Origin of the sequence: Neochlamydia sp. S13 (assembly GCF_000648235.2) — a bacterium.
Classification (GTDB): Bacteria; Chlamydiota; Chlamydiia; order Chlamydiales; family Parachlamydiaceae; genus Neochlamydia.
Window position 1 is genome coordinate 638397 of record NZ_AP017977.1, and the last position, 23747, is coordinate 662143.

22 protein-coding genes are annotated in these 23747 nt (G+C 38.9%); 13 read left to right on the top strand and 9 right to left on the bottom strand.

From position 1 onward, the window contains the following. Positions 1-133: 133 nt before the first annotated feature. From TY21_RS02445 to TY21_RS02465, 5 genes are read right to left on the bottom strand one after another with little or no spacing between them, the layout of a single operon-like run. A complete protein-coding gene (locus TY21_RS02445) occupies positions 134-844 on the bottom strand; it encodes an NUDIX hydrolase (RefSeq protein WP_042239023.1) in 711 nt (236 codons plus the stop codon). Continuing rightward, positions 831-1520: an HAD family phosphatase gene (locus TY21_RS02450; protein ID WP_079979817.1), complete on the bottom strand. Its 690-nt coding sequence runs from the start codon at positions 1518-1520 to the stop codon at positions 831-833. Before TY21_RS02450 ends, TY21_RS02445 begins: the two co-directional genes overlap by 14 nt. Next, positions 1502-3067 carry a GNAT family N-acetyltransferase gene (locus TY21_RS02455; RefSeq protein WP_079979816.1) on the bottom strand — a complete coding sequence of 522 codons (1566 nt, stop codon included), beginning with the start codon at positions 3065-3067 and terminating at the stop codon, positions 1502-1504. The genes TY21_RS02450 and TY21_RS02455 overlap by 19 nt, the downstream gene beginning before the upstream one ends. 2 nt (positions 3068-3069) lie before the next feature. Beyond that, the gene (locus TY21_RS02460) at positions 3070-3810 is read right to left on the bottom strand and encodes a glycosyltransferase family protein (RefSeq protein ID WP_042239021.1); all 741 of its coding nucleotides are present in this window, start codon (positions 3808-3810) and stop codon (positions 3070-3072) included. 50 nt (positions 3811-3860) lie between these two features. Then, entirely contained in the window at positions 3861-4097 is a 237-nt protein-coding gene (locus TY21_RS02465) for a hypothetical protein (RefSeq protein WP_042239018.1), read from the bottom strand. Between the two features lie 322 nt (positions 4098-4419). On the opposite strand from TY21_RS02465, the gene TY21_RS02470 reads away from it, so the two are divergent. From TY21_RS02470 to TY21_RS02505, 8 genes are all read left to right on the top strand, one after another. Then, positions 4420-4917, top strand: coding sequence for a hypothetical protein (locus TY21_RS02470; RefSeq protein WP_042239017.1), 498 nt, complete (start codon positions 4420-4422; stop codon positions 4915-4917). A gap of 50 nt (positions 4918-4967) precedes the next feature. Continuing rightward, positions 4968-5678, top strand: coding sequence for a DNA repair protein RadC (gene radC / locus TY21_RS02475; RefSeq protein WP_042239015.1), 711 nt, complete (start codon positions 4968-4970; stop codon positions 5676-5678). Between the two features lie 124 nt (positions 5679-5802). Continuing rightward, on the top strand, positions 5803-7095 hold the full coding sequence (gene mtaB / locus TY21_RS02480; protein WP_042239013.1) for a tRNA (N(6)-L-threonylcarbamoyladenosine(37)-C(2))-methylthiotransferase MtaB: 1293 nt from the start codon (positions 5803-5805) through the stop codon (positions 7093-7095). A 4-nt stretch (positions 7096-7099) separates the two neighbouring features. Continuing rightward, a complete protein-coding gene (locus tag TY21_RS02485; protein ID WP_042239012.1) occupies positions 7100-8113 on the top strand; it encodes a hypothetical protein in 1014 nt (337 codons plus the stop codon). A gap of 858 nt (positions 8114-8971) precedes the next feature. Then, entirely contained in the window at positions 8972-9343 is a 372-nt protein-coding gene (locus tag TY21_RS02490; RefSeq protein WP_042239010.1) for an F-box protein, read from the top strand. Positions 9344-9422: 79 nt separating this feature from the next. Next, a complete protein-coding gene (locus TY21_RS02495) occupies positions 9423-9662 on the top strand; it encodes an F-box-like domain-containing protein (protein WP_042239008.1) in 240 nt (79 codons plus the stop codon). A 13-nt stretch (positions 9663-9675) separates the two neighbouring features. Continuing rightward, positions 9676-10050, top strand: coding sequence for an F-box protein (locus TY21_RS02500; RefSeq protein ID WP_042239006.1), 375 nt, complete (start codon positions 9676-9678; stop codon positions 10048-10050). Then, the gene (locus TY21_RS02505) at positions 10028-10450 is read left to right on the top strand and encodes an F-box protein (RefSeq protein WP_042239005.1); all 423 of its coding nucleotides are present in this window, start codon (positions 10028-10030) and stop codon (positions 10448-10450) included. The genes TY21_RS02500 and TY21_RS02505 overlap by 23 nt, the downstream gene beginning before the upstream one ends. A 753-nt stretch (positions 10451-11203) precedes the next feature. On the opposite strand, the gene TY21_RS02510 is transcribed toward TY21_RS02505, so the two are convergent. Then, positions 11204-12556, bottom strand: a complete 1353-nt coding sequence (locus TY21_RS02510; protein WP_042239003.1) for a hypothetical protein — start codon at positions 12554-12556, stop codon at positions 11204-11206. A gap of 1065 nt (positions 12557-13621) precedes the next feature. On the opposite strand from TY21_RS02510, the gene glgB reads away from it, so the two are divergent. Together glgB and ligA are read left to right on the top strand one after the other, a co-directional pair. After that, a complete protein-coding gene (gene glgB, locus TY21_RS02515; RefSeq protein ID WP_079979814.1) occupies positions 13622-15793 on the top strand; it encodes a 1,4-alpha-glucan branching protein GlgB in 2172 nt (723 codons plus the stop codon). A gap of 7 nt (positions 15794-15800) precedes the next feature. Further along, a complete protein-coding gene (ligA, locus tag TY21_RS02520) occupies positions 15801-17792 on the top strand; it encodes an NAD-dependent DNA ligase LigA (protein WP_042238999.1) in 1992 nt (663 codons plus the stop codon). Positions 17793-18009: 217 nt separating this feature from the next. Here ligA and miaB read toward each other — a convergent pair whose 3' ends face one another. Beyond that, positions 18010-19392, bottom strand: coding sequence for a tRNA (N6-isopentenyl adenosine(37)-C2)-methylthiotransferase MiaB (miaB, locus tag TY21_RS02525; protein ID WP_079979813.1), 1383 nt, complete (start codon positions 19390-19392; stop codon positions 18010-18012). Between the two features lie 223 nt (positions 19393-19615). On the opposite strand from miaB, the gene rplM reads away from it, so the two are divergent. The 3 genes from rplM to TY21_RS02540 all read left to right on the top strand — a co-directional run bounded on the left by rplM (position 19616) and on the right by TY21_RS02540 (position 20943). Next, positions 19616-20062: a 50S ribosomal protein L13 gene (rplM, locus tag TY21_RS02530; RefSeq protein WP_042238997.1), complete on the top strand. Its 447-nt coding sequence runs from the start codon at positions 19616-19618 to the stop codon at positions 20060-20062. Positions 20063-20076: 14 nt separating this feature from the next. Beyond that, on the top strand, positions 20077-20463 hold the full coding sequence (gene rpsI, locus TY21_RS02535) for a 30S ribosomal protein S9 (RefSeq protein ID WP_042238994.1): 387 nt from the start codon (positions 20077-20079) through the stop codon (positions 20461-20463). A gap of 219 nt (positions 20464-20682) precedes the next feature. Continuing rightward, positions 20683-20943, top strand: a complete 261-nt coding sequence (locus tag TY21_RS02540; protein ID WP_130589494.1) for a hypothetical protein — start codon at positions 20683-20685, stop codon at positions 20941-20943. A 230-nt stretch (positions 20944-21173) separates the two neighbouring features. On the opposite strand, the gene TY21_RS02545 is transcribed toward TY21_RS02540, so the two are convergent. Continuing rightward, positions 21174-22523, bottom strand: a complete 1350-nt coding sequence (locus TY21_RS02545) for an ankyrin repeat domain-containing protein (protein ID WP_042238989.1) — start codon at positions 22521-22523, stop codon at positions 21174-21176. A gap of 497 nt (positions 22524-23020) precedes the next feature. After that, complete coding sequence (locus TY21_RS02550; protein ID WP_042238984.1) at positions 23021-23731, bottom strand: SIMPL domain-containing protein; 711 nt, start codon at positions 23729-23731, stop codon at positions 23021-23023. Positions 23732-23747 lie beyond the last annotated feature (16 nt).

The window sequence follows — 23747 nt, forward strand, 5'->3', positions numbered from 1 at the left end:
TTTGGTATCAATAAAATTTTAATTTACCTTCTAAAAAGGCTAAAAAGGTGAAAGCTGAATTTTTTATTGGCTTATGGAAAAGAAGAGAAGGAAAAAGCTAAAAAAGGTTTGTATAGATAACCAAAATTTAAGCCTATTTATTTAGAAAAAGCTGTAGCAGCTGCATAGATAAGGGATTAATGAGAGGACGATTTTGGTGAACAAAGGTGGATAAATGATCTTGTTTTATCCAAAATACTTCTGTATGTTCATCATCATGGCTAAGTTCTTTCTTAGGTACCGCAGGATCTAAGAGGATTTTTGCACAGATTTCATAAGCATGAGAGTGAGTATCTACAATTAAATAAGAGGGAAGAATATGATGAATCATTGCTTCTTCAATTCCTGCTTCTTCCTTAAGTTCAGTTTTTAGTTGTTTAATAATATCGACATGCCCTTCGTTTAAGGCGGAGGGGTCTATCCCTCCAGCGGGCATTAGCTCAAGATAATTTGGATAATCGGTAACATGCTCTGCGCGCTTACCCATGAGAATTTCATTGCCTGCTAAAGTATAACCACACACACAAATGGGCTTAAGATGAAGTTCATGGATTAGAGTAGGATCGCGTACTTGAGCAAGATAAAGTTTATACTCTACAAAACGCCCGTAAAGATGTTTTCCGTCAAAATGATCTGCACAAAGGATTTTTCCATTAAAAAGTTTTCCTTGGGTACGGAGAAGCTCTTCTTTCCAAATTTCTTCAATAGAGAGGAGGGTAGCCTGGCTCACTCTTTTTGGAGGTTGGATACGGCTGATGTGAACTTTAAAAGAGGGGGAGAGTGGAAAGATATCAAAGTCTTGCATAAGCTTCCTCAAAACAAAGGGTAAGGTCTTTCCAGCTATTTGTAGTCATAGCACCCGAAGGAATGGAAATAAGATAAGGATTGCGTATAGCTATAGTGGGGATGTGAGCATTTAAAGCGGCTAAAATGCCTGCCCTAGAATCTTCAATAGCTACCACTTGGTCTGCTAGAAGAGAACTCGTTTTTAAAGCGTGTAAATAGATTTCTGGATCTGGCTTAGTTTTTTTTACATTCTCTTTGGTAACGATGAAATCAAAGTAGTCCTTTATTTTTAGTGCCTCTATACAGCTGGCAATTAATAAATGAGCCGATGAAGTTACTAAGCCCATTTTAATCTTTTTATGCTGGCAAAAGTCCAAAAATTCTCTTGCTCCTGCAATAAGCTTGCCTTCGCGTTTATAAGTATCTGCCAAGCCCTGATGATAAAGAGAAATTAATACATGTTTTTTTTCCGGCAATCGATAGCGTTCGATTAAAATAGGCACAAACTCTTCAAGAGAGGGACCCATGAGAGTTTTAAACTCTTCAAGGGAGCCTTCCTGGCCAAATGTTTTTAAAAAGGAAAGATAGTGCTTAAAAAGGAAAGGAATGGTGTCGACTAACGTACCATCAAAATCAATCAACACTCCTTTCAAGTGTTGAAAATCCATAGATAATCTCATTCCCAATCTCCCCATTGAATACCGTCTCCTAAAGGAATAAAGCGAGCTGCTTTTTTACCTTCTATTTGCTGAAGATATTTAGGATGGATACCTAGGGTTTGCTTTCCAGGACGTAGAATATCTACATTGACTCCTTCTTGTAAAACTTGTCCTACGGAGATGGGGCATAAAGCTTGCACTCCTCTACGAGCAAAATCACGCAATTCTTGTTCGGAGGGATGAATTGTTTTAACCCATGATCCTTGCATTTGCTCGGCCAGTCGTACAGCACGCACCATCTCTTTTAATTCTTGAGGATTTAAAGCAAAAGCATGGTCAGGGCCTGGTAAGCGTCGATCAAGGGTAAAGTGCTTTTCTATAGCTTTAGCCCCTAACGCCACTGCCTCAATAGGAGCTACCATAGCATCCCGGCTATGATCTGAAAGGCCTACAGAACATTTAAAACGTTCTTTTAGCCAGAGGATTGAGCGTAGGTTCATGCTATCTGCTTCAGCGGGATATTTAGCTGTGCATTGCAATAAGGTCAGTTCTTTTCCCCCATAGGCAAAAAAAGCTTCCACTGCCCAAGCTATTTCATTTTCAGTAGCAGCCCCTGTTGAAATAAATGTCGGTTTAGCACTTTGAGCGATTGACTCAAGCAAACGTATATGCCCAATTTCATAAGAAGCAATTTTATGCCTTCTAACATAGGGATCAATAGAAAGAAAATCTTTTATTGAAAAAGCTGTGGCCATAAATTCAATGCCACTTGCTTGGCAATATTCGGCTAGCTGAGGAATCATTTCATAAGGCATCGCCAAGTCAGCAAAAATTTCTTGCATCTCCTTCTTAATTCCTGTGGCAGCTAAATAATTACTTATACCGGCGTTAGCTACGTATATAGTCTCAGGGCGATAAATTTGAAATTTAACCGCATCAGCTCCTGCTTCGGCTGCGCTATCGATAAGCGTTTTAGCCATATTCAAGTCTCTATCTAGAGTTCCCATGCGCCAGTTGGAGCCAGCTTCGGCGATAATAAAAATAGACTTATTCTCCATGAAGGGAGTCAAGCGGGCCATATAACGGCAAATAGGTATGTTTTCTTGAGTATCTTCTGCATGAAAGACCGCCTGCTCAAGCAGTTCATAGCCAGCAGAAATAAAAGCTTTTTGAGAAGCTATATTCTCGATTTTAATTTTTGCAAAAATATCATCGAATCCTTGATGTTGCACCCATTTCTTAGTGGCAATCAAAGCAGCTGTGCCTATCCCTTTATTACGGTGCTCCGGCGCCACGTTTAATGAAACTTCTATACAACGGCGCTTATGGGCATGCTCAGGGTGGGAAATGGGCTTGAATAAAAAGAAAGCAACGCGCTGGCCATCAAGCAGGATAAATAAAGGGGGCAGCGCTGGAGATAAAAAATAATCGTTAATAAATTCTTTATAAAAGCTATCCCATTTTTTAGCTTGCGAGTGGATAGACATACGCAAAGTCTCAGCATCATTACGCCATTGCAGGATCTGGAAAGCATCTTCTTTAGTAGGTTTTACAATTTCGAATCCTATTTTATCAGCTTCCATTCTCAGACCTTTTTTTGTTTCACATGCGCATTAATCTTTTTCCATTGCGGATGGGTTTTGAAGACATTCAAAATATCCGCTAGAGTAAAGTTTCTATTAGTAGGGTATATAGTTTCAAAGATTTTGCTGACTAGCAAAAAATCTTCTGGAGTATCAACAGTTAATCGATAGTTGGCAGCGCTGCGCATGTGTACAAAATTGGCTAGATGGAAAAGATCAGGATGCTTATAAATGAAAGGAGTGACATGTTCAAGATCGAATTTACTGGTAGCTTTATGATGAGCGCTTTCTAAGGTAGAGAAATTGAAAGCTTCTACATCCATGCCTCTAGGAAAAGTGCGCAGTTGCGTGTTAGACACATAGTCAAGACTAGCGCTTTTTTTAAGAAGGAGATTAAGGGCTTGATCGACGATCGCAGGATCGATTAAAGGACAGTCGCCTGTCAGCCGTACAATAATATCTGCAGGATATTCACAGCAAGTTTTATAGTAACGATCAAGAACATTATGTTCATGACCTCTATAAATATTAACTTTTTCTTTCTCACAAAAAGAGGCAATTACATCATCTTGAGAATGAGTAGTTGTGGCAATGATGAGAGTGTGCATGGTTTGGATGCGCCGCACTCTTTCGATGAGATAACCTAAGAGAGGGCGCTGCATGATAGGTTGCAAGACCTTGCCAGGCAGGCGGGTAGATCCCATGCGCGCCTGGATGATAATGTTAATTTTTGGATTTTTCATGAGCTAAAGCTAAAGTACGTTAACATTCTAAATCAAGTGTTATTTGCTCTTTAAAGTTTTTTATCACGTAACATCATTCTTTTCCATCCTTCTGCTGTTAAAATCTTTTGATTAGAGGCAGAGGGCAGCATTTGCTTAGCTTCTACTGTAGAAGATATACTTTTAGTTACAGGGGAAGATGAAACGTGATTTTCTTCTGGAGCAAGAGGGGATGGGAGCTCTGACTTAAGCAGGGAAGGGATGGAGAAAGAGTTAGCTTTATTATTGGCATTATTTGTAGTGGCCATATAAACCTCCTAGGGTTAATACTGGATCACAAAGCAATTTTGATGCCAAGCTAATCGAAAATAAGCGAAATAGTTAATGTTTGTTCTTGATTTTTGTCTTAAAGCCATTATTGAATTTCTTTAATTTAAGCCAATTACGTATATTTTAAAGGTATCAGCAAGGATATAAATATGGCTTCTCTTTCGTTTTTTACTCCTGTTGTTATTTATTGAACCCTTAATCACGCACGGTGGGCATATTTAGATTAAGTAGTAAAAAATCTTTAGGGGAACTAGATCTATGGAATGCCCTGAAATTGGCATCGGTAAAGGTTAATGATTTATGGATGAAAAAGCGCCAACTTCAGGAACGACGGTTTCTTTTGCTTTAATATTTGATAATCCTTATACCCAAAATGAAGAAGTTTGGATTGGCAACCTAGGAAATTCGTGGGCTATATTAGGAATAGACCCTGATTGCCAGCAGCTTACCACAGATGCTCGTTATAGAAATGAAAAGGGAGATCTTAATGTGGGTAATAAGCAGTTTTTAACATCCATTCACTTAAGAGAGGGATGGGTAGATAAAGATGAGCAAAACATTCATCGTTTAGCAGGAATCCTTCAACCTTTACGCGGCATTGGCCATCAGGATATAAAAGGATTTTTTTCGTGTCCTGCAATTCAAAGGATAAATTTATCTCCATTTAAAGAGCCTGTTGTGTTAGTTCTAGCTACTGACGCGACTATGGAGGTGCTCGGTTCACAAGAGATAATTCCTCTACTTCAAAATGAAGAAGAGCTTGCAGATAAGCTTGTTAAGGAAGCTATAAAATGTTAAGTGAAGATAATAATACTGTGATCGTCATCAAGTTAAAAAACTAGTAATCGATGAATAAGCCGCTAGAAGGATATACCATTCAGCAGATGCCTATAGAAGAAAGGCCGCGAGAAAGGCTTCTTCAGCATGGGCCTGAAGCTATATCATCAGCAGAATTAATAGCAATTGTCTTAGGAAGTGGGACTAAAGGTTGCTCGGTTTTACGCATAGGACAAGAACTACTGATGCGCTTTGGTACCTTGCAAAAGTTTGCTGAGGCTTCCATTGAAGAACTCCAGCAAGTCAAAGGCTTAGGACTTGCTAAAGCTATTCAATTAAAAGCCGCCTTAAATTTAGGTTTACGAGCCTCAAAACAGGCGATTGACCAAAGATTTAGAATTGTTACACCTTTGCACGCTTATAACTACATTAAAGATGAATTAGAATATGCCAAAGTTGAGCATATTGTGGTTATCCTACAGGATAGAAAAGGTTATGTGCTCTCTCATCATCTTGTAGCCTTAGGAACTCTCTCGCATGCCCCTATTCATCCTAGAGATGTTTTTCATCCTGTGATCCGTCATCAAGCTGCCAGCTTAATCTTAGTGCATAATCATCCTAGTGGCGATCCTACTCCTTCTCCAGAAGATCTTGAGGTAACTCAATCCCTCATCCAAGCTGCACGTCTGGTCGATATAGCTATCAATGATCATCTCATTATAGGACTAGGCCGCTATGTTTCTTTAAGGCAGAACCATAAAAACTTATGGGATATCCTTTGAAAAAGTAGAAAGGCCAGTCTACCTATTTAAGCATTCAATAGTCTCTTCCTTCTTTTTTAGGGGATCTAATTTTTCACTTCTATCTGCTTTATTTTATATCTATTTTTCGTTTATCATACTTTGCATGGTAGAAAAAAAATTCAAGATTGTCACGTTAGGGTGCAGAACTAATCAGTATGAGTCTCAAGCTTATCATGATCAATTGCAGGCGATGGGATATTCAGAAGCCGCAAAGCATGAGCAAGCAGAGATCTGTATTATTAACACCTGTACGGTCACTGAGTCCGCTGATTCTAGTAGCCGGCATGAAATTCGACAGGTGGCTAGAGATAACCCTGGCAGTAAGCTTATCATCACAGGGTGTTTTGCAGAAAGGCAACCTGAGTTAGTAGGATCCCTGCAAGGAGTCACTCATGTGGTTCCCAATAAAGATAAAGAAAAGCTTTTAGAATCTGTCTTCCCTGCTGCAGAGTTGCCTGAATTTTCCATTAAACGCTTTGAAGCTCATACCCGTGCTTTTGTTAAAGTACAGGACGGCTGTAATTCTTTTTGTACCTATTGCATCATTCCTTATGTGCGTGGTCGCTCGCGTTCTCGCTCTTTAGATGAAATAGTTAAAGAAGCGAAAGGATTAATTGCTAATGGATATAAAGAAATTGTTTTAACGGGAATTAATATTGGGGATTTTGATGGTGCCAAGCCCGAAAATGAAAACCCTGATCGCTTAGCTGATTTAGTGCGCGCAGTAGATAGGCTGCCAGGGCTTGAGCGTTTGAGAGTCTCTTCGATTGATCCTGACGAAGTTGATGATGATCTTGCGGATGCGATCTTGAATGGGATGCATACCTGTCATTCTATGCATATCGTTCTTCAAGCTGGCTCGAATGTGATTTTAAAACGTATGAACCGCAAATACACCCGCCAAATTTTCCTTAATACGGTAGAAAGATTAAAGAATGCAAGTGCTGACTTTACCTTTACCACAGACGTGATTGTAGGCTTTCCAGGTGAAACAGAGAGTGATTTTGCTGAGACCTTAGAGGTTATGAAACAAGTAAAATTTGCTAAAGTCCATATGTTTCCCTATAGCGAGAGAGCTCGTACAAGAGCTGCTCTTATGCCTAATAAAATTCCTCAAGAAATTATCAAAAAGAGAAAGCATGAAGTCTTACGAACTGCCGAGCAAATAAGCTTTGAGCTGCGAGAGCAATTTATCGGCCGTCGCATGAAAATTTTGACTGAAAATATCGATCCCTCGCGCCCTGAAGAAATTTGCGGCCATACGGAAAATTTTTTGATGGTTTGGGTGCCTCGATCAAACCATGCGCCAAACGCGATCCTAGAAGTAGAATTAATAGCTAATACTCCTGAGGGTCTGATCGGACATTTGAGCAGCAGACAGGCTAGTTGCGGATAACCCTATGCATATTACCATTGCCGAACGGCTTCGCCCTTTTTCGCATACAGCCGGAACCTATTGTGTGCTGCCAGGCTCACTTTTGCGTTTTCAAATATTTCCAGCCCTTTTACGTGTGCATGATCTCTCTCATGCTACTCCTAAATTAATCCAAGAAATTCCTGTGCCTGTGAAGGGACCTGTGAAAGAATTCACGGTACAGCTTGATCTGGAAAAGGGAGCTATTGATGTATGGGGCTTTGATTTACACGCTTATTTTCGTTATCGTATTCTTGCAACCCAGCAACCTAAACAATTTGCTCTTTACATTGATAAAGGATTGGCAGCTTGGAAACCCGAGCAGTTGATTTTAAATCACGAGGTGGGCTCCTATTTTTCAGCAGAGCGTTTATCGCTAGGTAGCCATAAAAGCCAAGAGTGGGATAGGGTAGCGATAAGAGAAAATTTAACAGAAATCTTTCCCATCTGGCTACGTTTAGGGCAGCTTTTAACTTCCCCTTCAGAGGTTGCCTATGTGGGGACGGCAACCTTGTTTAAAGATTGCCTCTCAGCTTCTAAAGAAGATGTTTATGATGCTTTTATCAATTTATTTAAAGTAGCTTTTGAAGGTATTCTTTCTCCCCGCTTGAACGACGAGCAACATCAAGGATTTGCTCTGGAGGCTGCTCCATCCACTTTATCGCCTCTTATTTTGTTGACCGAGGGGGCACGCATCATTCGATCCTTGTTTATCCGCACCCAACTTAATGAAATTTTTGTTTTACCCTCTCTTCCTGCACAATTTCATTGTGGACGTTTCCTTCATATTCAGTGTACTTCCTTGGGCCTGCTAGATCTAGAATGGACCAAGCATTTTATGCGGCGTATGATTTTTCATGCTGAAAGTGATGATCTGGTTCAGTTTCATTTTCCTAAAAATGTCAAGCGTTACCGTCTAAATGGACAATTCCAGCTAGTGGAAAAGCCTATCCAGATAAGTAAGGGAAAAGTTTATACCTTTGATAATTTTCAGCATTGATAAATTATTTTTTACCTCTCTTTTGGTACAATTAGCTTTTTAATTAAGAAAGTGCAAGTGAGTCTCACTTGGACTTTATTGTGCCTGAAATTTCTAAGGCTATTCACCTTGGCTAGTTAAAATTCTCTTCTGCAATTAAGTTCTTTTCTTTTTGAAAAATCCTTAAAAAAGTTGTTCATAAAAGCATAAAAGGTAAAAATAAGCTTGCCAGCCAATAAACCTCTCTGCATAGCATAAGAGAGGAACTTTAATACTGTTTAGCTCATCTATCCGTAATATTAGGGGCAATTAGAACATTCTAATGTATCTTTAGGCGATCCATAACGCTTAAAAAGTTGGATATGACAATTGGCAAAAGCTTATTAGGGATTAAACATACCCTAAGAAAGAAGATAAATCAGCCAGTTTACTTGGACGATAGTAGGGGTAATCTTAAATGGCATATCTTGCAGATTGCAAGAGCTTAAGTACTGGGTAGCAGTAAAAAGTGGAGAGGATTTTGCCTTACTTCAAAGCAGATTAATATTTTCGCGCTTACTTAAAGGATCCTGTGATTGCTAAGGCCAATAGCGTTGCAGCAGAAGGTTTAAGAAACGTAGTTATGGCATGTAAGAGGAAAGTGTTATACTGCTGCATTAGAACTCTTTATGGCCAAGGAAAATCTATTGCAGGTTTTTTGACAGTTGCTCTATATGTATCATACTAGGTAACCCATAACTTTTATTATCGGCAGAACCATTTATATCCTGTTCTGTGACCGCTCACTAAATTGATGCATTTATATGATTATTAAACAAAAAAAGCTTGCTTTAAAAAACAAAAATCACAAATATTAATTGGTTTAATTAAGGAAATGAGATGGTAAATACATTAGCAAATAATGATAACAATAAAAATGCGGTTTCTTCTTTTTCCCCTCAGCTTGCTGTTAGCTCTATAGAGCAGCTTCCGGATGAGTTGCTATTACATATTTTTTCTTTTTTGCAAGCTTCCGATCTCCTTGAAGTTGAACTGACATGCCATCAATGGAAAAATTTGGCAGAGGAGGAGACTGTATGGAAAAGTCTTTACGTACGGTATTTTAAAGTTATTGAGCCTGTGGGTAAAACTTACAAAGAAAGCTATTTTCGTATGTCTAAAGCCGAACATCAATGGAGAAAAATAGATGAATTGTTTAAGGGCTTTAAAGTGTATGAAGTAGGGGAATGGGATGGTAATTACACTTGTTAATAATGAGAACCATAAAAATGTGGCTTCTTCTTCCCTCACTTAGCTTACTGCTTGCTCTATAGGACAGCTTCTCGATGAGTTGCTATTACATATTTTTTCTTTTTTGCAACCTTCCGACCTCCTTGAAGTTGGACTGACATGCCATCAATGGAAAAATTTGGCCAAGGAGGAGACTTTATGGAAAAACCTTTATCAACGGTATTTTAAAATGATTGAGCCTGTGGGTGAAACTTACAAAGAAAGCTATTTTCGTCTATCTGAAGCTAACCATCACTGGAGAAAAATAGATGAATTGTTTGAAAGCTTTAAAATGTGTTAATTAAGGAAATGAGATGGTAAATATATTAGCAAATAATGATAACAATAAGAATGTGACTGCTTCTTCCCTCACTCAGCTTGCTGTTTGCTCTATAGAACAGCTTCCCGATGAGTTGCTATTACATGTTTTTTCTTTTTTGCAAGCTTCCGATCTCCTTGAAGTTGAACTGACATGCCATCAATGGAAAAATTTGGCCAAGGAGGAGACTTTATGGAAAAGCCTTTATGTACGGTATTTTAAAGTTATTGAGCCTGTGGTTGAAACTTACAAAGAAAGCTATTTTCGTCTATCTGAAGCTGACCATGATTGGAGAAAAATAGATGAATTGTTTAAGGGCTTTAAAGCGTATGAATTAGGGGAATGGGATGGTAAATACATTAGCAAATAATGATAACAATAAAAATGCGGTTTCTTCTTTTCCCCCTCAGCTTGCTGTTAGCTCTATAGAGCAGCTTCCCGATGAGTTGCTATTACATATTTTTTCTTTTTTGCAAGCTTCCGATCTCCTTGAAGTTGAACTGACATGCCATCAATGGAAAAATTTGGCAGAGGAGGAGACTTTATGGAAAAGTCTTTATCAACGGTATTTTAAAGTTATTGAGCCTGTGGAGGAAACTTACAAAGAAAGCTATTTTAGTCTATCTGAAGCTGACCATCAATGGAGAAAAGTAGATAAATTGTTGAGCTCCTTAGAACATGGTGATCTTAGACCCGATGAGGCTTTAAGATTTTTTGGTTTGGCAAATGAAATAGGTGGAGAAGCAGCCCTTTCAGAGGATAACGCGTAAAAAAACCCTCTAAAAAAGAGTAGATAAGTTCATTGAAAAGGATGTATTGATTTTTGCTTTTCAAAAGCCTGCTCCTGAGCAATTAAGAGTATGTAAAGAGCTTAAGAAACAAGGTTGCTTCATTTCTCCAGGAGATGTGCATGCGGTTGGTAAGTCTGCCAAAAAGATGTGTTAATAAATGATGAGGAAAGTAAGCTTTTTATCTTACCTTCAAAAGTAAATCAAGCTGCAAGCGAAGTTTGGCAACAGCTAATAGTTTATACGCATAGAGGCAGAGACTATGCCAATCTCTGAGGAATTTAATTAACATTTTGAACCTGCTAAACGTAAAAATGTTGGCAACTTAGGCAAAAAATTTTATGTCCTAGCGCCTCATTGGCAAAATGCTGGAGCAAATGCTCTGAAAAAAAGTGGATGAGCACCTTCGCTATAAGAAGCATTCATCTAAAAGGCCATCTTTTTAGGTAATAGAGCCACAATGGACATACCAAGGAAACAGTTAAAAGCAATTGCGGCGCCGATTGGTCTAGAAATGCCAAGGGCTCGTAAAGCAGCCTTTAAACTTGTGGATATAAAAAAACAAACAAAGATATAAAAAATTCATCCTTAATCTTCTCTCCTCCTTTCCAGATGTTTTGTACCTCTTAGGCGTTCCTTTTTCAAAGATTTTAGACTGCTAAAATCTAAACAAGTAAAATAAAAATATTATTAGAAAGGTTTGCTTTAGTTTCTCCTTCCCCCATCTTGAAGAGCTTAACTACTTTTCAATTCAATCAATTTTCTTACAGTAATTGTTAGGAGCTTAGCCAATATGACGTCATCTTCCGTAGCTATAAAATTTTTCCTCGTTATTTCCCCCCATATTGCATTAAAACTTCCTGTGAACTGTAAAGTAAGAGATTCTCTAGTATTTACCGTTCTTAATTTTTCAATATTAAATATTAAGGCTTGTCGGATTGCATCTTGACTGCTTGTTGCTGAAGCTTTAGCTTTGCTAGCCTGCAATTTTTCTCTCCAAGATACATCACCTGTCGGAGATAGCGAAGGGCTAGATGCACCAGAAACACTGCTGGGTTGAGGCTTGGGTTTATCCTTCTCTTGCTCCTTTTGCTTCCCTTTCTCGGACACTATAGGTTCCTCTAGCCATTCTGGAGGAATAGATTGGGGTTTAATAAGATCGTCTGTTTCCGCAGTAGTATCAAATGGAGAAGGTGCATTAAGGATTATGTAGGAAGTCTGTTGTTGTGACAAACTTTCCTCCATAATTTGGATACCCTCCTTGATAGAAAGCCTTTCTCTTTCGGAAAAAGTATCAGGGCCGAAAAGATGACTTTTTCCTGCAATAACTATGACTTTGTCAGCAGAGCTTAGACTTGTCTGAATATTTTCCACCATTTTCATGTTGCGTTGAGGAGTCGCTTGTATCACTATCTCTTTTACCATTGTATGAAAGGTTTCTATATAAAAATTCAAAGATGATAAAAAGCCTAGAGTTTCTTCTTTTTGATCAGCGTGAGATTGAAGATCTATTAGATGGGGCTTTAAATCATCTAAGTACCCTTCTATATTTGGACGTAATGATGGGGGGCTCTCTTTTTCCATCCATCCTGGTATCTGGGCAAATGTTAAATGCTGCAAAATATCCATTATTGTTTTTCTGTTTTCTGTAGAAGGGTTGGATAAATAGTTCATAAAGGCTTGGCAAACCCTTACATGAAAACGACTAACAACCTTATTGAAGAAAGAGTCTAGTACTTCTTTGGACAGATCTGTATCCCATGATGAAATTTGGATATGGTCTCGGTAGGCATTAGGTAATGAGGCAATATATTCTGCTCTTTTTTCTACATCACCTTCTACTAAAAGCTTAATTTTCCCCTCTTTTTCACTCAAGTATTGAGAAGCTAAAGCATTTACGAGCTTACCAATCTCTTCCGCTGCTTCTCCATGAGTTTCGCCAATCATGATAACTTTAGCTTCTATTACCTGCTCGGGTAGAGAAGTAGAAGGCAAGCTTTCTCCTGCACGATCATTCATTACAGGCGTAAAAACCCTCAATTGGTTTGTTAAATCTTGTTTAGCTTTTGAAGCATAATCTGGTTGCATAATCTTACTCTCCCTAAATTATTAGCTGTTCTTAAACTCATTGTTTTCTTGCAATTCCTATGCCAATATGGAAAAAAGCGTGTTATTGGTTACCGATAACAGAAAGATAAAAGCAATGGTGTTAGGGTGATTAGAGAGGAAGAGTAGCCTCAGTCTCGTTAGCTAATCTTTTCGTTTTGATTTAGGAGGCTTGCATTTTCGAAAAAGCTATAAGATTTACGTATCGCTCTTTCCTAGACTGAACTAAGTCCTTCGTGGACACAGGTAATCAATAAAATAGGAAAGGCAAGATCAAATCTTGCAAATCTTAAAAAAAAAGCAACTCTGCCCCTATCGACGAAAAGAGGAGCAAAAGTTCGTATCATTAGAGAGTAAACCTGGCCTATTACTTGGCGTCTAGCCATCAATGGGTTAAAAAAAATTGGAGGTTTAACAGAAAGTTTAGCAGAAGAGCTAGACATTAAATTGCAGGGTAATCGATGAGATAAGCTTGCTTTCTGGATATGCCTAATATTTATCTAAGTATTTAGTATAGAGTAGTTTGCGTTAGTTGATTTTAGGAAGGAATGGAGGTAGAGAGAGTAGCTAACTTATTAATTTATCTGAGCTTGAAGGAGAAGATGCTAAAATTTACTTTAGAGCAGAATAAGAAGGTTAAGATAGTTTCTTATTGGGCGATTTAAACCATTTAGGAAAAGCCTGTCAATGCCATTATCAAAGGCTAAGACAAAGAAGGATAGATGGGCAATTACCAAGGTAGCATGTAGGTAGGCTAATGTTTAAAGTTGCTCATTGGATTAATCGCAACCTTCTTTGAACAAACGATAAATTTTTTTGAAAAAAGCTTTTTAAAAAAGTTCATGGCTTAAAAATTGATTTTGAAAGAGAGCTTTTGAAGGTGAATGGGCAGGCTACTTGCGATACTGCAAAGGAATAAAGAGAGAAAAATGAAAGGGTAATATAAATGGCAGCATAAAAAGTTTAAGTAGGAAATTTATTCTGTTTTCTCGTTTGCAAACGAAATAAGAAATTTATATGATGCAATTTTTTATTTGAGCATTTCTTATGACAATAGCAGCACATAAACAGATCCATTTTTTAAAGGCTTTTATGCATTTTGACGAATACAATCCTCATCATTTTTTAGGTTTACATAAAAATAAACGAGGGCAAAAAGTTGTACGTCTATGGCGGCCGGGCGCAAGCGAAGCTTACTTACAACTATTTGATAAAATTGTTAAAGCTAAATGCATCCATCCGACCGGGCTCTTTGAATATCGAGTTCCTGCCAATACTTCTTTTAAAGATTACAAAGTTTATCATCATAATGGACTATTAAATTATGACCCTTATTCCTGTTTCCCCTCGCTTGGAGATTTAGATCTCTATCTTTTTAGTAGGGGCGTGCATTATCAGCTTTACAATATGATGGGAGGGAGGCTTATTAACCATCAGGGGATGGAAGGTGTTCGTTTTTGCGTGTGGGCTCCTAATGCCAAAAGTGTAGCGGTGGTAGGAGATTTTAACCATTGGGATGGCCGCTGCAACCTTATGCGTTCTTTAGGTAGCTCGGGTATATGGGAATTATTTGTGCCAGGATTAAAAGAAGGTTTAAAGTACAAGTTTGAAATCCGCTCTCAAGGAGATGATTTACATCTCAAAGCGGATCCTTTGGCTCTATGCGGTGAAATGCGGCCCGCTAATGCTTCAATTATAGCCAATGTCGATGAATTTATATGGGAAGATGCTAAATGGATGGAGAAACGCCAGGCAGAGGCCGCTCAGCCTAAACCTATTCATATCTATGAAGTTCATCTGGGCTCCTGGAAGAAAAAAGAGGGGTGGCGTTTTATGAATTATCGGGAGATAGCCCGAGAGCTTGCACCTTATTGCCTGGATATGGGCTATACGCATGTGGAGCTTCTTCCTATCCAAGAGCATCCATTAGATGAATCGTGGGGATATCAAGTATCCGGATATTATGCAGTCACTAGTCGCTTTGGAAGCCCTGAAGATTTCCAATGGTTTGTCAATCATATGCACGAGAATGATATTGGCGTTATCTTAGATTGGGTACCCGGGCATTTTCCCACAGATAATTTTTCTTTAGGACGGTTTGATGGCACAGCTCTTTACGAGCATGAAGATTACAAACAAGGCTATCATCCCCATTGGAATACCTACATCTTTAACTTTGGACGCAAGGAAGTTGTAAACTTTCTGATTGCTAACGCTCTTTTCTGGTTTGATAAGATGCACGTGGATGGTTTAAGAGTAGACGCCGTAGCGTCTATGCTCTACCTTGACTATGGTCGTGAAGAGGGGCAGTGGATTGCCAATCAGTTTGGCGGAAATGAAAATTTAGAAGCGATTGAATTTATGAAACATCTTAATTCCATCGTCCATAAGAACCATCCAGGTGTGCTGATGATTGCTGAGGAGTCTACCTCCTTTCCAAAAGTTACTCATCCTGTGGAAGATGGAGGCTTAGGATTTGATATAAAATGGAATATGGGATGGATGAATGATACCTTAGATTATATTGCTAAAGATTCTATTTATCGCCAGCATCATCATCATAATCTGACTTTTGGATTGCTCTATGCTTTCAGCGAAAAATTTATTTTAGTTTTATCGCATGATGAGGTGGTCCATGGAAAGAGAAGCCTGCTAAGTAAGATGCCAGGAGACATGTGGCAGCAGTTTGCTAATTTACGCTTATTGCTGAGTTACATGATGTGCCAGCCAGGCAAAAAATTGCTTTTCATGGGAGGTGAGATTGGCCAGTGGAATGAATGGTCTAGTACAGGGCAAATTGAATGGCCATTGCTGCAATTTCCTCTTCATCAAGGCTTAAAAGAGATGAACAGAGATCTCAATCACTTTTACTTGCAAAATCGCAGTTTATGGGAAAGAGATAATGATCCAGCAGGCTTTGAATGGGTAGATTTTGAAGATCGCCACAATAGTGTGATTTGCTATCTTCGTAAAAGCTTGCATGATATTCTACTTTGCGTACATAATTTCACACCTAATTATTACTCTGACTATAGAGTAAATTTAAAAAATTTAGCTTCGGTGAAAGAGGTTTTTAATACGGATGATGTAAAGTATGGCGGCTCTGGAAAACTTAATTCCTATCCCGAGGTCCTGACAGATTCTCACGGAAAAGCCTCTGCCTTAAAAATCCATCTTGCTCCTTTATCCACCATGATCTTAAGAGTTAATTTTTGGTAGTTTTTACATGAATAAGCACGAATACGAAGAGCTGTGCAAAGAGATTTGGCAGCATAATAGACATTACTATATTGAGCATAATCCAGTCATTTCCGATGAAGAATTTGATTTATTGTTAAAGGAATTGGAAGAAGCTGAGCGCCTTCATCCTGAATGGGTGACTTCTAGTTCTCCTACACAGCGTGTGGGAGAAATGCTTAGCGGAGGATTCGAGACAGCTACTCATGAAATTCCTATGCTTTCTTTAGCTAATACCTACAGCAAAGATGAAATCGTGGATTTTATTAAACGCATTCAAAAGCTGTTAGGTGAGCAGGACTCAGCTTTTTGCACTGAGCTAAAAATGGATGGTATTGCTGTATCGGTGCGTTATGAAAAAGGTGTCTTTGTGCGTGGTTTAACGCGGGGAGATGGGCGTAAAGGAGAGGTGATTACCAATAATATTAGAACGATTGCTCGTTTGCCTTTGCGTTTGTATGGGGAGAACATCCCCGAGGTATTGGAAGTGCGAGGAGAAGTATTTATGCCTCATCAAGCTTTTAGGCGTTTAAATGAGGAACGTGTAAAAGCGGGAGAGCCTATATGGGCCAATCCGCGTAATGCAGCTGCCGGTTCCTTAAAATTGTTGGATCCACGTGAGTCTTCTAGAAGAAAATTGGACATTGTATTTTATGGCATTGCTAACGCTCATCTTCATGGTTTAACCAGCCAATATGAGCTTCATCATTATATAAAAGAATTGGGTCTACCTGCCCTATACGCCTATGCTAAATGCCATAACATTGAAGAGATCTGGGATTATACAGAAAAAGTTCAGGTTTTACGTAAACAGCTTCCCTTTGATATTGATGGGGTGGTCATTAAATTAGATTCCCTTCGCGAATGGGACTTTTTAGGAAGTACCGACAAAAATCCTCGCTGGGCCATCGCCTATAAATTTGCAGCTGAGCAAGTAGCTACCCGTATCCATGCTATTACTGTACAAGTCGGCCGCACAGGAGTTTTAACGCCTGTAGCTGAGCTAGAGCCTGTTTTTTTAGCTGGGAGTAGGATTGCCCGTGCTACGCTGCATAATCAAGAAGAAGTCAAACGTAAAGACATTCGCGTTGGAGATCTTGCTATTATCGAAAAGGGGGGTGATGTTATCCCTAAAGTAGTAAAGATTGATTTATCCAAGCGTGTAGAAGGGGCCTTTCCCTGGGCAATGCCCTCTTCCTGTCCTAGTTGTGGAAGTAAAGTTGTTTATGTAGATGGAGAGGTAGCTGTACGATGCCCTAACACCTCTCAATGTGCGGAGCAACAATTAAAAAAGCTCATTTACTTTGCCGGCAAGGAAGCCCTAGATATTGAAAATCTGGGAGAAAAGGTGGTTGAGCAGCTGTTTAATAAAGGATTTGTCCGTAATCCTTCCGACATTTTTTGCTTAACCGCCGAGCAGCTTTCTCAGCTGGATAATTTTAAATCCAAATCTATCTACAATCTTTTGACCAGTATTGAAAAAGCGCGTAAGGTAAGCTTAGCGCGCTTCATCATGGCCTTAGGTATCAAATATGTAGGGAGTGGCACTGCTGAAGCTTTAGCTATTAGAGCAGGAGATATCTATCATCTTATGCATATGTCTGTTGAGGATCTATTAAAAATAGAAGGAGTGGGAGAAAAAGTTGCTGCTGCGGTTGTTGAGTATTTTAATGATCCTAAAAATCGCCTAGAAATAGAAAGGCTTCTAGCTAATGGTCTAGAGCTGCAACCGATGCAATCTGCTGCTTTTAAAGGACATGTGTTTAATGGTAAAACATTTGTCTTAACAGGCACCTTAGAAAAATACTCGCGCCACGAAGCTGCCTACATCATTAAAGAAAGGGGTGGAAAAGTGACAGATAGCGTCAGTAAAAAAACTAATTATGTCTTAGCCGGAGAGAGTGCCGGTTCTAAGCTAGAAAAGGCTCAAAAGCTTAACATCACTATCCTTAATGAAGATCAATTTGAGAGCCTTTTATGACAGGGCGTTTTACCTCTAAAATTAAAATGCTAGGTTTAAAAAAGAGGTTAACTTTTTATCCGCAACCCCCTACTTTAGAGGTGTAGCCTTATTAAGTTGCCTGGCTACAGCAAGAGTTGCTTAAAAACTATGTCAAAGAAATTGTTTCTAAACATAGAGAGATTACTAGACAAACGCTCTAATCCTTTAAATCTAGCAGAAGAGGGAAGTGTTAAAATTAGATTATTCGCAACTTGTTAATTTCAGTAGCTTTAGAAATATTAGTAAGATTTTCTTCTGGGCTAGCTGTCAGTGTACCCATTAAAGTTTGATGATTAAATCCGTGAATGCGCACTTTTTGTAGGCTGCCAATCAGAGCGTCGTTACCAGCAAAAACTACGTTTTTCCAGCAACGTGTACGCCCTTTCAGTAAAGTCTTATCTTTAGAACTATGCTTTTCCACCAATACCTCGACTTCTGTATTTAGCAGGAGTTGTCTTTGTTTAGCTGCTATCTCATCATGCAATTTGAGAAGTTGCTGTAAGCGTTCTTGCTTGACTTCTTCGCTAATATCATCTTTCCATCGCATTGCCGGCGTTCCTTTTCGTGGGCTATAGGAAAAAAGAAAAGCCACCGAAAACTCAATTTGCTTCATTAAATCATAAGTTTGCTGAAAATCTTCTGCTGTTTCGGTAGGAAAGCCCACAATAATATCTGTGCCTAGAGTTACATTAGGCACAATTTCTCGCAGCATGTGGACTTTCTCAAGATATTGCTCAATCGTATAAATCCGATGCATTTTTTTTAGGATGCGGTTAGAACCTGCTTGCATAGGGAAATGCACAAACTCGCAAAGTGTTTTCAGATCACGGATGGCTTCCATCAACTCTTTAGTGATATCCACAGGATGGCTTGTCATGAAACGTACACGTTGAAGACCTGGGATTTTATCTATTTGATAAAGTAAATCATGAAAGCGGCACTGCCATTCTGGCTGGTCTTTTCCATAGCTATTAACATTTTGACCTAAAAGGATAAGTTCTTTATATCCTTTACTCACTAATTGACGGCATTCCTCTAAAATGTTTTCCGGTGAGCGTGAGACTTCAGGGCCGCGTGTATAAGGGACCACACAATAGGTACAAAATTTATCACAACCGCGGATAATGGAAATATAAGCTTTAACTTTATCGTCTCGTTTGGCGCTTAGATAATCTAGTTCAAATTGAAATTGCTCGTCCGTGCGCACAATTTGCTTATCGCTAGCTAAGACTTCATCGAGCACATGATTGAGTTCATGGATGTTATTCGTACCGAGCACAAAGTCGATATGCGGAAGTTTTTGAAAAAGAGACTCTTTTTTAGCGTTGGCCATGCAGCCGGTGACACCAATGATAGGGTTGTTCTGCAGGGAATGCCCTAACTTTCCTAGCTTCCCCATGACTTTCCTTTCTGCTAAATCTCTAATCGAACAGGTATTAAAGAGTAATAGATCTGCCTGATTTTCATCTTCCGTGCGCACAAGGCCACGCCCTTCAAGGAGGCCTACCATAATTTCTGAGTCAAGTTCATTCATTTGACATCCATAGGTTCTCACGAAAAAGCTTTGAAGTTTACGCATAATAAATCCACTTACCTGTTTTTAAGAAAAGAAGGAGTTATTGTAGGGCAAACGAAATCTTTTTTCAAGTTTTCATCCTGCTGAAGTGAGGATACGGCTTAAAAACTAAAGAAATTTTATGGAATAAACTTACAAAGATGAATAAAAACATTGGCAAAAATGGCAGATAATGGGTAAGATGTATCTTCATTCTGAATAAACATAGAATTTTTAGGTTCTAAACATGACTCAATATACAAATAAGACAATCATGCATCGTAAAGAAGATAGCCGACCCACATGGTTTATTCTAGATGCTACAGGTAAAACTCTAGGACGCTTTGCTGCCGAGATTGCTAAAATACTTAGAGGTAAGCATAAGCCCTCCTTTACTACTTATTCTGATGCAGGGGACGGTGTTATCGTTCTGAATGCTGATAAAATTCGGGTGACTGGTAACAAAGAAGCTCAAAAAGAATATATTTCCTATACAGGATATATGAGTGGCCTTCGTCGAACACCCTATCGTGTCATGAAAGCTCGTAAGCCTGAATATATCATTGAGCATGCTGTAAAAGGCATGATGCCGCATTCCCGTCTAGCTAACGCGCAGCTTAAGCGTTTACGCGTCTATGCCACCGGAAAAGAACATAATCTAGAAGCTCAAAAACCAATCAAAGCAAACATTTAAGATAAGTAGACACTATGGAAGAATTTGTAGCAACCGGTCGTCGTAAAACAGCCGTATCTTCAGTCAGGATTAGGCCAGGTTCCGGCAATATCGACATTAATGGCCGTACTTTTGAGGAATATTTTCCTTTAGAAATCCAACGACGCACGATTTTGGCACCCTTTGAAAAGCTGAATGGTAATGGTCGCCATGATATGATTATTCGTGTAAAAGGAGGAGGCGTGGAAGGTCAAGTGATTGCTTCTCGTCTAGGCGTTGCTCGTGCTCTATTGCTCATTGAAGAGGGCTTACATCAAGAGTTTAAATCCCAAGGATTTTTAACACGAGATGCACGTAAGAAAGAACGTAAAAAATACGGCCATGCAAAAGCCCGTAAGAGATTCCAGTTCTCTAAGCGTTAATCTTATCCTTTTACAGATTTTACTATTTCCCAAAGGAGCCTGCCGGCTCCTTTTTTATTTTTTTAGTCTAGCTTGTTCTGCTGAAAGTCAGTTTTTACCTTCTTCTATGCCTATCTCCCATATTAACATAAATTACAGCATGAAATTAAAAACGACGAAAGTGATCTTGAGATACGGCCAGTCTATGTACGTTCAGAAGAAAGTGCAAAGGGCCATGTTTTGATTGTAATGTTAGCCTACATAATTATCAGTGAGCTTGTTAAAGCCTGGAAAGACCTTTATCTAACAGTAGAAGAGGACTTACGTAGCTTATCTACTTTAACATCAATAGAATGGACAGCAAGTGAGGGCTTAAGCTTTCAGCAAATCCCAGAACCACGTCACCAAAACAGACAGATGCTTGAAGCCTTAAAAGCAGAGTTACCAAAAGTTTTACCAAAGAATCATGCGCCTTTAGTCACCAAGAAAAAGCGCCGATAATACGCATAATCTATTAATAATCAATAACTTATTTGCTATTGATTGTTTCTAAAAAAATGGAACTTCCGTTATATTTTCTCCGGCAATCGAAGAATTAGAGATAAAGTTTACAGCGCCTTATGCTTCTAATTCATCCTCTTGATATAAAATACGAGTAGGAGAGCCTAGAGCAGGGGTAATTTGCATATCAATTCTTTAGTTTTTTGATTACTTGTCGAATCTATCAATGTTTACTTAGGAAAATTCAAAAGCAGTTGAGCTTTAATTTCTTTAGCCTGCCGCTTAGGGACTATACTTAAAAGGCTCTCTAAGAGCTTAGCATGGGTAGAAACAGTTGCTTTTTGCCAGCTAGGATGCTTAAGCAAGATATTGAGGATATCGATTAATCCCTCTTCAATAGCATAATGCAAAGGTGCCTGGCCTTGGCTATCCTGTTGAAGGATATCCAGTTCTGGATAGCGAGTCAATGCTAATACCATGCTTATATTTCCTTGTAGGACAGCAAAATGAAGGGGCGTTTGGCAGTGGTTTTTTTCATTAGTTTGTGCATTGATATGGGCCCCATTCTTAAGCAAAAGATGAGTGGTTTCTACTTTGCCGCAAAAAACTGCACGATGTAAGGGAGTGCGATTCAGTCTGCCTTTGGCATTAATAGTAGAGGGCTTATGATGAATAAGTAACTGAACGATCTCATCATGACCTTTTTCGGCCGCCCAATGAAGAGGTAAATAGCCTTCACTATCCTTTAAAGTTAGGTCGGCACCCTTATCAATTAAAAGCTGCATGGCTTCTCTTTGATTATGATAAGCGGCGTAATGTAAAGGAGCAAAGCCTACCTGAGAAGGTGTATTAACGAAATCTTTACGACCCCATCTCCATTTTTTGCTAATTTCTTGCTTAAGATAATCGATTGCTCCTAGCTGGCTGGCTATAAAAAGATCGGTGACTTTTAGATCCTTTTGTAGCTCTTGCTTTTTGGCTCTTAGTTTGGCTAGTTCTGGCTCCATGGCTTCTTGCAGCTCATAGCCTTGATCTGTCAGCTGTTGCTTGCACTCAAAAAGCTTTTCAAAGATATCTTGATACCTTTCAAACTTCTCTTTAAGCTGGGCTTGCATCTGCTCTAAATCGGTTGCTTCCCCTAGAGAAAATTCTTCTTTAAGCTGATAGATATTTTCCTCTAGCCTTTGTTGGTAGGCATGCTCTAAGGTAACTTTTGTTTGAGCATTCAGCTGGATTGTCTGGCCTTCTATTACAATTAGCTCTCTTGCGTCTAACAATCCTCGGTAGTTTTCTAAGCAGTTTTCTTTAATGCTTCCTATTCTTGTATCGATTTGCTGTCGAATGACTGAGATTTCTCTTTGATCAAGAGGTGACATAAGCTCTTTTAAATAAGCATCCATGATATCTGTTGTCAAAGCAGCATTTTCCTGCATAGTTTCATCAAAAGCTCCTATAATTCCTCTTAACCGATAAACTTCTCTTTCAATTCTTGCCATCTCACTACTGATTTGATTTAAAGAAGCATCACAGTGGATGATTGGACGGGAAGGATCGTAGTCTAGTGAAGAAGAAAGCTGCATAAATTTTCATTCCTTAAGCTGAAGCGGGGTAAATATCTATAGTTTTATTTAAAAAGCAATCTAAGCTTTTAAATGAGGTTTCTTTATTTCGTCAAGGAAATACTTGTTTTAAAAATAGTTTTTTTTGGCATTCAGCTTAGATAATTATTAAGCGGTCACGGGGTGTATAGAGCTTCAGCTGCAATTCCGCCGGCCTCTCCAAGGCCAAGAATGCTCGCCAATAACCTGTTTTTTCTATTTGCTGCGCTTTTTGATTTACATTTTTTCTTTAGTATCAACAATTTAAGTAGCGCTATCCCATCCCTTTTTTCCGAGGACGGGCGACCCCTTACGATAACTAGCGATTTGGGATACATTTAATGCCTTTTAATGGCATTAAAGTTATTTAATTGAAGGGGTAGAAATGAAAGACTTGGTCTAGTTAGCCTCTAAAAAGGTAGGGATAGGTTTATCGTGTCGTTTATCCCTTGGCTTTTGTTCTTATGTCTATTAGTCCATTACTCTAGCTTATCTATTTCATAAACAACGTTAATATTTGCTTTGATTTCAATATCACCTGGTTCTATAGGCGTCAGCTCCGAAGCCATAGTTTTAAGAAACATAGGAGTTAAAGATTGCGGAGATCTAGCAAGAGTATCGTTGAGGGAGATGGATAAGAGGCGGTTTAATTTTACCTGGGCAGCCTCAGCCATAATTTTAGCATCTGCAATAGCATTCTTAGTGGCTTTGGCGACGGCTTCTTCCCAATAAACTCTTTCATCTTTTAAACTAGCATAGATGTGATCAATTTTATTGGCTCCTGCTTGATGAGCAGTGTCAATAAGAGCGCCAATCTCTTTGATTTTATCTGTCTTTATCTTAAGGGTATTAGAGACTTCATAACCATTGATAGTAGGGCGCCAGCCCACAGGCGGGTTTTGAGGGGGGAGAGTATAGGTAGGTTGGATACTAAATTGACCTGTTTGGTATTCAGACTTATCAAAACCTTTTTTGTTTAGCTCTCCAATGATAGTTTGCATTTTTTTTGAATTCTCCGCTAATACATTATCGGCTTCTGCTCCCAAGTTAGTGATACCAATGATTAGACTAATCTGATCTGCTTGCTTATGTAAAACAGCTTGTCCTTTAAGGCTAAGTGTAGGAGTCTCTGCTGCCCTTGCAAATGTGCATAAGAACAAGCAAAGTAATGGAGTTAAAACTTTAAACATCACAACCTTTCTTCTT